We start from the raw sequence: 13,735 nt of genomic DNA, 5'->3' as shown, positions 1-13,735 counted from the left end.
AATTTGCCCTCTGGGTAAGCAAAAATCGACCAAATTATGAAGATTTCGTAACTATTCTGATTGACTGGTATCACTTGAATTGCCCACGCGGATCACAAAATTGGCCAATTGTTAATAGCGTTTGAGATGCTATCACCCTGGACAGTATTGACATCTGGAAAAATGCTACAATGTTTTTATTAAAAATTTAAGCCGTTCAACCCCAGTAAGAAAGAGAGAAAAAGGCTTATCTGTTCCCAATTTATCTAGAACACTAAATCGCCATGAGTAATCTGATAGACTATAGTACGATTCAACAAACTATCGTGAGCAATTCTACTCAGCGATTAGCTCTTACGACAAATGGGCAATATTACTACTGGGATAATGCCACTCAAAATTATAGTTTAATGGATACGTCTAGCATTCCAGCACCAAGTCAGATTGTTGGTATAGATTCTGACAATGCGGGTAATTTTTATTTTTTACTTTACAGGAATATTTCAGGACAAGCGGGTTATTATCTAACGTCTTGGAATAGCACTTCTCAGATATGGGCAGCTCCAATTCTAGTGCAATCAGCCACCAATACAGACTTTTTTGCTTCTTTTTCTGCTATTAATGATAATGAGATTTGGACAATTATCAAGTTCGATCTGTCTAATCGCATTCAACAATATGTCTGGAATACAACGACACAACAATTTGACGCAGGTTTTGGTACTGGTCTGAGTGGTGTTACTCAGATTACAACAGGAAAAGAGGATGGCTCGGTTTGGGCATTAGATAATCAAGGTGGTCTTTACAGTTGGGATGGAACGAATTTTAATCTATTTAATGGGGGTAATAATCCAGCCTTTAAACAAATAGTTTCACTCAATAGTCAAACCCTATTAGGCTTAGACAATAACGGAAACATTTATGCTTGGTCAAGTGCTGCTAGTACCTTTATTGAGTTAGATAATGTCATTCCCAATTTACCCGTTTTTAGTCAAATTCAAATTGATGAAACAGGAATTTTATACGGAATAACAAATCAAAGTATTCCTTATCAGGTTGGCAATATTAGCGCAATTTTAGGCTTAAACAACACCAGTGGCCAACCCTTTGGTATGACGACTGTTACAGACAGTAATGGAGTTACCCATGCCTTATGGAATCAAGATGGTCAAATTTATTACGGTTATCAACCCTCTGGTACTAATGGTCAATATGTCGGGGTGACACCGCTTAATAGTGGGATTGGAACCCAAAGTCAAGGAAGCGCCGCCAATTTAACCTTAACTAAGACACAAAATGGAGGAGTTGTTGCTTCTTGGATAGGGGGAAGTGGCAATAATGCAGAAGTTTATACATCGTCTTTGAGTCCCTCGATTTATGGCGGCTATCAATGGAGTTCTCCAACACAACTTACCAACGACGAAATAGCAGATACAAACTTACAGGTTGTCGCTTTAAACAATAACAATATTTTAGTAACAACTCAAAAAAATAATCAAACAGTGAGTCAAGTAGTTGATGTTAGTCAACTGCCGGTAACAGGTACTTCCGCCAATCAATTAACCTTTAAACCCAAAGGAACAGAATTTACCTACTCAATTGTTCCAGGTGCTTTGGATGGAGCCTCGGGAATTATCACTCTCCCTTCTGATACTTCACTTAGTTTCGAGACAGGTAACTTCGCTAAACTACTGAAAAAACTGCGCGGTCTTTCTTTAAATATCAGTGCCGAAATTGATACTACTACTCAAAAATTTAGCAGTCAGTCTCCCGTCGCGGCTAATAGCTTAAGACTTAGTTTAACTGTCGGTACAGAAGCAGGAGGAGCTCAAAGTACGGCAACTTCTAATAGTCTTGCTGCTGGTCTATTCAAAGGCTATGTTTCTTTGGATTTGTCGGCTTATGCTCAAGGTAGTGGGGAATGGGAAGAAATTAGTAGCTATCCTTCTAGTGTTAAAGCCAAAGCAGGGGGTGAATTTGAATTAGAAGTAAATGCTATTCAATTTATCCTAGACTTGCTTTTTACAACAGCGGCGGGTGAAGCATTAGATGAACTTAGTGAAGCTGGAGTTTTGAGTCTTAGTGGCGGGCCAGTAGTTCAAATAGATATAGCGGCGGCGGCGGATATTGAATTTGACAGTAATACAACCAAATTAGGAAGCATACAAGCCAGTGATTACTTTTTTGAATTGGTTGATGAAAACGGTAATCCTCCCACAGAAGAAACTCCTAATTCTGATCTCAAATGGCATCTAGATACAACTAAATTTTTTAGCTTTTTAGACGATGCTTTAAGTGATAATAGAACTATTAATGTTGGAATAGGTACCGGTCTTTATCTTAAGGCTAGTGTGCTTAAGGGATTTATTGACGTATCCGTCAAAGGCGTTCAAACAGAAGAATTTAATGCCAGTGGTTTTGAAGAAGCGGTTTATACTAATAAAGTGAAGGCCGAATTTAACTTCTTTTTGTTTTCTATTTCTTATGGTTCTTATATCCGAATTCTTGATAAAGGCTCAAGCGGGGAAAGCACTGTCACTCAAAATAACCGAGGATTACCTGTCAGTGTTTCATTAGAACCAAATTCCACAATTTATCTAACTCAACCCGGTTACGCTACATTATTAGGAGAAGATGTCAACGATTTAATCGATAGTAGTAATATATCCTACATTATTGCCCCTGATGGCACAACAGTTTACGGCACATTTACAGGCAGTGTGGATGATAATTCAGCTAATCTTTCCTACTTATACTTTTTGAATGGAACATTAGGAAGTAATGGTGTTAACTGGAATGCCAGCAGTTTACAAGCTATCTCAAATACAGCCGGAGCAAATCAAAGCCCAAATATTGCCCTAGATACTAATGGTAATGTTGTCATTACTTGGCAATATGAATCAATTGATAATCCTACCGTACAGCAAATTGCCACCACACCCCCCGGACAAGTTTATGTAGTATATGGACAAACAGAAAATAATCAGGTTGATTTAGGGACTTTCTCAGAAAATCCTGCCAATGCTAACGCTGCGGGTTTTTATTGGACTTTAGACAATGAATACTTTGCCAGTTTTGGACAAGCCGTAACCGCTTTAGGAGATGTTAATAGCGGTGGTAAAGCTGATTTTGCCATGACTGCACCAGATCTTGATGATGAACAAGGCGGAGTTTATGTGGTGTTTGCAGAAGACTATAACCAAGTTAATGACCTCAATAATTTGGGTAGTAATGGCTTGCTGTTAACAGGACAAGCGTTGAGTGAATTGGGTTATAGTATTGCCAATGCAGGAGATGTCAATGGCGATGGCAAGAGTGATTTGATTATTGGTGCGCCTGGTTTAAATAATAATCAAGGAGGTGCTTATTTAATCTATGGAGGAACCTTATTTGAGACTCCTCAAAGCCTCACTGATATTGATACTTTACTCAGCAATAATCCTGCTTACGGACAACAAATTACTAACCCCAATGGACAAGCTGGTGACCGCTTTGGTGAAGTAGTAACAGGAGGTTACGACTTTAATGGAGATAGTCAAGCAGATTATGCTATCAGCGCTCCTAACGCTAATCAAGAAGCCGGGGAAATTACGCTAATTCTATCCCAAAAAATTGCCAATGAGTTATTTACTCTGAGCCTCGACAATAGCGGTAATTTAGTCTTATTTAATCAAACGACTAATACTGAGGTATGGAATAGCAATACGGCTAATCAAGTCCCAGAACCTGACTACGCAAGTTACTATCAAGCTGCGATGGAATCAAACGGCAACTTTGTCCTCTATGAATGGGCGGGTTTAGCTCCACTCCCTTACTGGTCAACTAATACAGCGGGAAATCAGGGGGCTTATCTTGCTTTGGGCGAAGATGGGGGGCTGTATATTCGCAATCAGCAAGGAGATAATATTTATACTCTCCATAATGGCGCAAATCCGAATACTTCAGTTGTTAGTCGCTTAAACCAAGGCGATAGTATTGTCTCTAACGACCCCAATTCTAATTTGACCACTCAAAGTTATCTAGGCGGGACAATTACCCTGACTAACAGTACCTCAGCAATTAATGGAGAAACCCTGCTAGATATAACTAGCACGGCTCTAATTCCAGACATTAATCAGGATGGCAAAGCGGATTTACTCATTGGTGGAACAGGAGCCGCAGTTATACTATTTGGTGCGAATTTATCCACTCAAACCCTAGACTTAGGAACCATTAACCCGGGTCAAGGCTTCGTTATTTTTAATGATTTAGACAACCCTGCACCATTACAAGTCAGTAGCGCAGGTGATGTTAACGACGACGGTATTAACGATGTCATTGTTGGCTATCCCGCCACTGAAGATGCTAATGGAAATTATATTGCGGGAAATAGCTACATTCTTTTTGGTAGTTCCAGTCTTTCTACAAGCCAAAATAACAGTATCGGTTTCTCTGGAATCAATGGAACAAATGGCTTTACTATTATCGGTGCTGGAACCGAAGTTACCGGTGCTGGCGACTTAAACGGTGATGGTGTAGGAGATTTACTGATTGCTGAACCCAATGGTGGTAATAATCAAGCCGGTGTAAGTTACGTCATCTACGGAGGAAGCAGTAACAATATTGGCACTGTTGCTAGTATTAATGTTAGTAACATCGGCACAACTGTTCAGGGTTATATAATCGGTCAAGGAGGCGCAAATCAACTCAGTGGGTCTTCTGTTAGCGCCGTAGGAGACTTAAATAATGATGGTAAAGCTGATTTATTAATAGGAGCACCGAATACAGTTTCTAGTGATGCTCTCAATCAATTACAACAAACCATCACCTCCAACTATGTCATCGGACAGGTAAATAATGGGAACTTCAACACGAATAATTCAAATCCTACCGCTATCCCTTGGTTACAACCCGGTCAATCTGTACAAAGCTTAACCTCAACTCCCTATGGTGTTCTAGCTTTATGGACAACCAGCACAGGTTCGGAAGAAACGGCTCAAACTAGCTTATCTGTCGCCTTTTGGGTACCTAGTGGAACAACAGGAAGTTGGAAAAACTATCAATCTAGCGTTGCTACACTTTCCGGCTCTAATTTGAGTTTTTCTAGCATCAATGTTAACAATGCCGCTAACAATGCCGTCACCTTAAATTGGGTAGTTCTTGATTCTCAAACAGGAACTTCTAGCCTTGGTCAAAGTATTTATAACGGAAATAACTGGAGTACGGCTAATTCTATCCAAACAGATTCTAATCCGGCACCACCGGATCAGATTGATAATGTCATTAGTAATCCCACCACCGGTAGCACCAGTAACAGTGTCTTCTCAGTGAGTCATAAAACCGTCAAAGAAAATGAAGGAAAAGTGACTTTTACCATCACTCGAACAGGTGACATCAATACTAGCAAAACCCTAAATTATCACACAGTAGATATTAGCGCCACCGCCGGAGCCGATTACGAACATAAAGCTGGAACCCTCACCTTTGCTCCCAGTGAAACCAGCAAAACCATTGAGGTGAAGATTTTTGACGATAACTTATTAGAACATCTCAAGGAGAAATTTAAGTTAATCCTCCAAGATGGTCAACAAACCACTTTAACCGCTTACGCCACTTTACAGGATACTAACCAAACGATTAACTTATTGGCTATAGATAGTGGGTTTTCCATGATTGGTCCAATCAATGATCAATTAGGTCAGGCTTTAGGTAGTGCGGGAAATGTTAACGGTGATACCAACAGTAATAATAAAAATGCACCCCTTGATGATTTCTGGATTTCAGCACCAGGAGCTAATAATAGTGACGGTAGTGTATATTTGGTTTTTGGGTCTGCTAGTGTGCAAGTTTCAGACCAAGGACTTGATTTAGATAATCCTCAATCAACACAAAAAGTAGTTAAAATTACTGGGGGAACACCTTCTACATCCGCCTCTCCCCAAAGTGGTAGCAGTCTTAGTTCTTGGGTTAGTTCTTCTAATACTTGGTATGGGATATCTGCTCCCAATTTAACTAACGGCGGGGGAACGAACGATAGTAATATTTATATCTTCGATAAGACAGTAATTCCCAACACCAGTAGCACCGTAGCTCTTAATACTCTAGCCGCATCACCACTCACAGGAAATAGTAGCGATGGGTTTGGAGAAACGATCCTTTTAGCAGATTTAAATGGAGATGGAACACCTGAATTAATAGTGGGTTCTCCTTTAAGTAATCAGGTGAAAGTCTATCAATTATCTGGGTCGGGTAACAACATTACCACCAGTCTTCTTGCTACCATTAACGCACCCAGTGCGGGTCAAGGTTTAGGGTCAGCTGTACAGGTTTTAGATTTGAATGAAGATGGTAAACTTGATTTAGCCATCGGAGCACCTGTCGTTAATCCAGTAAGTGATCCCAGCAATCCTCAAGATATTCGCGGTTATGGCGGTGCAATTTATGTATTATCAGGAACCCAATTTAATTGGTCAAATACCAACGCATCTATCAACTTAACCAGCACTTCTAGCACAACTAACTGGGTTTTTGATGGCATAACCAGCTTTACCAGTGGAAAAATTAACGGTAAACTGAATCCAAGTACAGGTAAACCCAGTAGTGATCCTGCTACAAACTACGGTTTTTATGATGGAATTGGTAATGCGATAACCAGCCTAGATTTGAATGGAGATGGTCATTTAGATTTAGTAATAGGCGCACCTAATGCTGCGGTTGGTGGTACTACTAATCTCGGCAAAGTTTATGTAATATTTGGAAACTCTGGTTCATTACCTTCAAGTTTAGCCTCTATTGGCGCGGGTCAAGGAGTGACATTTGAAGGGAATTTAGCTTTAGGACAAGCGGGGTGGGCTGTTGCTAATGGAGGTGATATTAACAACGACAAAATTAGTGATTTACTCATCGGCGCACCTTTTAGCTATGGTAATGCTGGTAGTGCCTATATAGTCTTTGGTAGTACAAATGCCTTCTCATCGGGTGGCGCAATTTATCTCGATCCCAATCTGACAGATTCTCGTGTTTTCCAATACCAAGGGGTGGCTAACCCATTAAGTAATAGTAATCCTTCTAATGCAGGTAATGTGGGTCAGAATCTTAATGGGATTGGTGATATTAATGGCGATTACGGTTCTATTACTGGGGGAGATGATATTATTTTGGGTGCTCCTAGTAGTAACGATGGTGATGGTAATAGTGAGGCTTATGTGGCGATTGGACATCCTTGGTTACAAGGTGGTCTTTCCCTGAATGTTAATGATCTTCGCAGTGATAATGGTTTTATTGTAGTTAATCCCTATCCTGGGGTTTCGGTGGGAGATGTTAATGGGGATGGTTTTGATGATTTTGTTAATGTTAGTTCTTCTATCAACCCATCAGAAAATCAACTGACTTTTGGAGCAAGCACCCTAACAAATGTCAGCGGACAAAGGACTTATACTCTCACCGCCAATGATAGTAATTTACCCGCTACCAATTTAATCACCTCTCCTAGCACAAATTTGATTGCTCATGGCGATTTTAATGCCGATGGTTACGAGGATATAGCATCTGCGAGTATCAATAAAACAAATGGTAATACCACAGAACTGCTTGTGAATATGGGTAATAGTATCACGAGCAATATTATTGCAGGTCAGACTTTATACTCTTTCGATATCCCTGATACTGTTACTACTCCTATTATTCAAACCTGTGCAGGAGATATTAATGGCGATGGTTATGATGACTTAATCGTTTTAACTGAATTTATGTTAGATTATCAAATTAAATATTTCTTGGGTTCAGCGAGTGGGCTGAGTTCCCAATTCCAGAGTTATAGTCTTGGTACATTAGGCTATGCTCCGGGGATTGGAGTAGCGGATATTAACGCCGATGGAGTCAAGGAAATAATCACCCTTGAATATGCGTTTAATGGCTATCAGTCCGAGGTAGAACTCCAAACACAGGTTAGTGTTTACCAATTCAATAATGACATTCATCTACCCCTTTCTGAGCTATCCTTGAGTTTTCTGAACTCTCCTTGGACTGATAGCGGTACTTGGAATGGGAATGGGTTCGAGATTACAGACACGGTGGCTATAAATTCATCCATTAGTTCTGGTGACTTTAACTCTGACAATATTGAAGACACATTAATATCTATCGCTCAAACATCTTGGTCAATTATAGATGGTCAACAAGCTTATCCTATTATGCACTCTACCATCTTATATGGTACAGGGACAACCAACAATTTTGGACAATTTCAAACAAATATTAATTATAACCAAGACTCTTGGAATCTATACAAACCTGGTAATCTTCCTTCTCCTGCTGTTGCCGTTGGCGACACAAATGCTGACGGTTTTGACGATATTCTTTTTGACCAGGGGACTGCTTTTACTCAAAGTTACATCCAATTAGGATCAACCGAAATTACACCTTATACACCCACAACACCTCCCAATACCAGCCTGAATAGTAACACCATTGTTCTCGGTAACGGGCAAAATCAGATTCCTATTCAAGGCTTGCCTAATCGAACCCTACCTTATCAAACCAATACGGGTGGGGATGTCAATGGTGACGGTTATCAGGACATCATCATTACTGATACGAGCGATTATGACTTAACCTATGTAGTTTATGGTCAAGATTGGTTAACAGCAGACGAACAAAATAGTGGCGCTGAAACCTTTACCTTTTTTGATGGAACTAATGGTAATGATGTTTTTACCATTCCCTCCAATGCTACTACTCCTAAGATTGTGTTGCGGGGTCAAAATGGCGATGACTTTATGTTAATTCCCACCGCTAACACTTCTCAGATTTATGCTTTTGGTGGTGAAGGAGATGATCAAATTGGCTTAGGAGGTGAATACGGAACTGATAGTAAAACTATCGGTAAAATTGATGGAGGTGGTGGTTTTGACACTATCTTTATTCCCCAAACAGTCGGCCAACAAACTCGGCTTTATCTAGATGCTAATACTGGTCATCTGTTTAATATTGAAGCTGTTGATATTGGCTACAATAATTCCGTTCAATTTAATAAGTCTAGCTTGCTGCAAATGCTCGACGGCAATAAAAAGCTGTTGATTAACGGTGTTGCTTCAAGTGCTTATTACTCCGATCCTTCCACTGTACCTTGGGCAAAATTAGGCTCTGATGCCTATGAGGGAGCAGTTTATGAAATTTATGGTATTACAAATACTGCCATTGAGGTCTGGATTCAACAGGGAATTAACTTTACTCCCCTAAATAATACTGTACCAATTATCCAAAATCCCATCGCCGCTCAAACCGTCATAGAAGATATCCCCTTCAACTTCCAAATTTCTGATAATACCTTTTTTGATCCTGATCTAAACGATAGCCTGACTTATTCAGCTACCGTCAGTAACGGTGATGCTTTACCCAGTTGGTTAAACTTTAGCCCAACAACCCGAACTTTCAGTGGAACTCCTGCTTACAAAGATGTTGGTAATCTGAATCTAAAAGTAACTGCAACTGATCAGCTGGGAGCAAATATTAGTGCAAATTTCACCCTACAAGTGTTCCACCCAGTATTAGTTCCCCCCGGCGGCGGTATAATTCAAGGAACCTCAATAAATGATCGCATCGATGCTTTGGGTAAACCCGGTACTTACCGTCTAGAAGGTGGTGCTGGTGATGACTTGTTAATCGGTTCCAACCAACGAGATGTTCTCAAAGGTGGAATTGGTAATGACAGTCTCTATGGTGAGGGAAATATAGATAAACTCTATGGAGAAGAAGGAGATGATCTACTTGATGGTGGTTTAGGTTTAGACTTCCTCTATGGCGGTTCGGGTGCTGATAGCTTCGTTCTCAAGTCAGGAAATGGTAGCGACTACATTCTTGATTTCAACTCTGCTGAAGGCGATAAATTGGCTCTCAGTGGACTCAATTTCGGACAGTTAAGCTTTAACAGCAATCAAGTTATTTGGGGAACTGAAGTGTTAGCTTATGTCACTGACAATCTCGGTAATTCCCTCACGGGATTGAACAATCATCCTGAATGGTTTGTCTCTCTTTAATGACTCACCAATAACCAAAACTTAACTTCGGATAAACAAGATGAAAATCAACCGACCCAACTTGCTCTTAGCTGCTACAACAACCCTACTTGTTAGTAACTTATCGACCGCTATACCAGTTCAAGCACTGACTTGGACAATGAATAATGGTTCTCTGGCGGGAACTAATCCGATTACCGGTAGTTTCACCATCGACAAGGAAAATAGTGCAAATCCTAGTCTTACTTTTAGTAACATTATAATTGGCCCTCTCAATTTCACGAAAGCTGACTTAGTTAAGATTAGTTTAGCCAATCCTATTGGCAGTGGTATAGAATCTATTGATTGGGTTAATGGCTCTAATAGTCTATCTCTAGTTTTTAACTCTCCCTTTTTAACTACAGCAGGAGGGACAGTTACATTAAATAATTTTGTTAGTGATTTTAATGGTGATATCGTCAGTGGTTCTGTTACAGGTGCATCAAATCCCCCAACTACCGTCCCCGAACCTAACTTGAGCTTGGGACTGATTGCTTTTGGTACACTGCTAGTGGTCAGATCAAGATTTAATTAGGGTTTGCTGAAAAAGGCCTAGGCTGGGGTAAGTATGCGGCAGCCTAAAAAGATTGTATTGTGCACCAACAAGGACAAGATTAACTGACTCTAGTGCAGTCAAAGCCGATCGCCTGAAGCGCTCAAAACTATCCAGGGTGCAGGAGTTGAACCTGCCTAGCACGAATTATGAGTTCGTTGCCTCAACCGCTCGGCCAACCCTGGGTTATACTATTAACTCATTATAGATCGGTAATTACTCTGAACGTGAAAATTCAGCCCCACCAAGATGAAAAAATTTGCAATCAGCACCTCCTTGCAGTTAGGACTCCTTTTGATGGTAGCCATGTTAGCCGCCGGCTTCGGTAGCGGTTGGGTAGCCTATCAATTGGGACTCGCCTCCCTGAAGGGAGTCAGTCAACCGGATATCAACCCCGCTAAAAAGTTTACCAACGATCGCACCAGTTATGGTCGCAATCAAACTTTTATCCCCGTGAAGGAAGAAGAGGTGCTGAAAAGAGTGAGAGTTTATATGCAACAACAGAAAAACAAACCGCAATCAAAGAACGAAACCAAAGGATAGGCTTTAAAAAAGGCGAGTTTTGCCTTTTCGCTATGGATAATCAGGATTTATTGACTCGTTTAATTTTAGTCTTTTTACTAATCGTCCTCAATGCTTTTTTCGTAGCGGCGGAATTTTCGCTTGTGTCTGTCCGTCGTACCCGCATCAGTCAGCTAGTGGCTGCGGGAGATGTGCCAGCGCAGACGGTCCAATCTCTACAAAGAAGTCTCGATCGCTTACTTTCCACTACTCAATTAGGCATCACCCTTTCTAGTTTAGCTTTAGGTTGGATCGGGGAGAGTACCATGACCGTTTTTGTGAGGAAATTACTAAGTTTTTTACCCTTTTCTTTAAACTGGCAAAATCTTCTCTCCCATGGTTTCTCTCTTTGTCTAGCTTTTTTAATCGTGGCCTATCTCCAGATAGTTTTTGGGGAACTTTATCCCAAATCCCTAGCTTTAATTTATGCCGAACCGATGGCGCGATTATTAGCAGCACCTATTGGGGTTATTTCCAGGATTTTTAAGCCTTTTATCGGTATTCTTAATCAATCAACTCGTTTTTTATTGGTTTTAACCCGTATCCCCGAAGTGGATCTACAGCGTTCTAGTCGGGTAACTTCCGAGGAATTACAATTAATTATCAGCATGGAAGGGGAATTAACGGGATTAGAAGCAGCGGAAAGGAAAATTTTAAATAATGTTTTCCAGTTTAGCGAAATCACTGCCGCGGAAATCATGGTTCCCCATAACCGTTTAATAGCTATTCCCTCGACCGCCACTTTTCAGGAATTATTGCTACAAGTAGTTAATAGCGGCTATTCTTGTTATCCTGTGGCAGGAGATTCCGGTGATGATATCCGTGGTCTGATCGATTTTAAAGATTTAGCTTTACCCCTTGCCGAAGGTCAGTTAAATTTAACAACCCCGATTAAACCTTGGTTAAAACCTGCGCGTTTTTTCCCTGAAACCACTGCTTTAAATGAATTACTAACAGTAATGCGGGAATCATCCTTAAAGATGGTTATCATTGTCGATGAATTTGGCAGAACAGCCGGTTTATTAACCCTAAAAGATTTAATTGGTGAGATTCTGGGAACTTTTTCTTCTAGGGATCAATCGGAAACAGTAAAATATCAACTCCTCGATGAATCAACTTTTCTCGTACAAGCACAAATGAATTTAGAGGAGGTGAACAAAGCATTAAATTTAAGTTTACCCTTGGCCGATGAATACCAAACCCTAGCCGGTTTTGTTCTCCATCATTGGCAAAAAATACCGAGGGTGGGAGAACAATTATATTACCAAAATTTAGAATTTACCATCATTTCTAAGGTCGGACCTCGCTTGGAACAAATTAAGATTTATCGTCAACAACCATCCTAAGTATATAAACAAGAAATAACTTTTCCCATTTATCCTTCTTGATTGTTAACCGAGTCAATAGCTGCCCACTCCTATCACCATGAAACACCTTTTGACACTCCTCCCCCTCAGCTTGGGATTAATTGCCCTCACCCCAGCAAATTTGCCCCTAGAACGTTTTGAAATCTCACAATTGGCAACATCTACGGGATACGATGAACGACTGCCAACGGACAAAAAAACCCTACTACAAGCGATCGATCATAGTTTACGTTATCTGAATAGCTCGGCGGCGATCCGCGCCTATCAAAATTATCCTATTCCTGAAATAACTCGTCAGCGAGTGCAGCGTTCCTTAGTACGTTTTCGTCAATTAGTGCAGAATTCTCCCACTCCCGCAGCTCTACAAAAGGCAGTTAAAAAAGAATTTATTTGGTATCGTTCTTTAGGTAAGGATAGCCAGGGAAATGTTAAATTTACTGGTTATTTTGAGCCAATTTATCAAGCAAGTCGGCAAAAAACCGCCGAGTATAAATATCCTCTCTATCGCCGACCTTCTAACTTTTCTCGCTGGTCTAAACCCCATCCAGCTAGGGTAGAATTAGAGGGAAAAGATGGTTTACTGGGGGAAAATAGCCGTCTAGCGGGATACGAGTTAGTCTGGTTAAAAGATCGCTTAGAAGCTTATTTAGTTCATGTGCAAGGTTCGGCGAAATTACGTTTACCTAATGGTCAAATTATGAGCATTGGTTTTGATGGCAATACCGAGCATCCCTACACAAGTCTGGGAAAAGAAATGATTGCCGATGGTATTTTTCCCGCCGAGGGTTTAACCTTACCAATGGTTTTGGATTTTCTCAGAAGTAATCCTGAGCAATTAAAGAATTATATCCCCCGCAATAATCGGTTTATTTTCTTTCGAGAAACCCACGGTGCGCCTCCCACTGGTAGTATTGGAGTTCCGGTTTTACCCGAAAGATCGATCGCTACAGATAAAAGTATTTTTCCCCCCGGTGCTTTAGCGGTAATTGAGACAGAAATTCCCCAGGGAAATCTTAATAAAAAATTAGTGAGTCGCTATGTTCTCGATCAAGATACTGGCAGCGCAATTAAAGGTACTGGGAGGGTAGATATTTTTATGGGAACAGGAAAAAATGCGGGTGAGCGAGCCGGTTTAATTAATACTCCGGGTCAATTATATTATTTATTATTGAGGGAATAGGAAATATAGCGTTTCCTAAGCTAGTGAGGTACACCTATTTTTCTTGCCTTTTGCCTCTTGC

The 13,735-nt window shown here is 40.5% G+C and carries 5 protein-coding genes and 1 tRNA gene; 5 read left to right on the top strand and 1 reads right to left on the bottom strand.

Annotation, left to right across the window (positions count from 1 at the left end; genetic code table 11):
* The first annotated feature begins 263 nt into the window (after window positions 1-263).
* Entirely contained in the window at window positions 264-9,995 is a 9,732-nt protein-coding gene (locus B5D77_RS17180; RefSeq protein ID WP_106909279.1) for an FG-GAP-like repeat-containing protein, read from the top strand.
* A 40-nt stretch (window positions 9,996-10,035) separates the two neighbouring features.
* A complete protein-coding gene (locus B5D77_RS17175) occupies window positions 10,036-10,548 on the top strand; it encodes a hypothetical protein (RefSeq protein ID WP_008203188.1) in 513 nt (170 codons plus the stop codon).
* Between the two features lie 130 nt (window positions 10,549-10,678).
* Here B5D77_RS17175 and B5D77_RS17170 read toward each other — a convergent pair.
* Window positions 10,679-10,751 (bottom strand) — tRNA-Ile (locus B5D77_RS17170).
* Between the two features lie 64 nt (window positions 10,752-10,815).
* Here B5D77_RS17170 and B5D77_RS17165 point away from each other — a divergent pair.
* The 3 genes from B5D77_RS17165 (at window position 10,816) to B5D77_RS17155 (ending at window position 13,674) form a co-directional block, all read left to right on the top strand.
* Complete coding sequence (locus tag B5D77_RS17165; RefSeq protein WP_008203186.1) at window positions 10,816-11,109, top strand: hypothetical protein; 294 nt, start codon at window positions 10,816-10,818, stop codon at window positions 11,107-11,109.
* Window positions 11,110-11,141: 32 nt separating this feature from the next.
* The gene (locus B5D77_RS17160; protein ID WP_008203185.1) at window positions 11,142-12,473 is read left to right on the top strand and encodes a hemolysin family protein; all 1,332 of its coding nucleotides are present in this window, start codon (window positions 11,142-11,144) and stop codon (window positions 12,471-12,473) included.
* Between the two features lie 79 nt (window positions 12,474-12,552).
* Entirely contained in the window at window positions 12,553-13,674 is a 1,122-nt protein-coding gene (locus tag B5D77_RS17155; RefSeq protein WP_008203183.1) for a murein transglycosylase A, read from the top strand.
* Window positions 13,675-13,735 lie beyond the last annotated feature (61 nt).

The organism is Microcystis sp. MC19, from assembly GCF_003019735.1.
Lineage (GTDB): Bacteria > Cyanobacteriota > Cyanobacteriia > Cyanobacteriales > Microcystaceae > Microcystis.
This window is presented reverse-complemented; position numbering and strand designations above follow the sequence as displayed.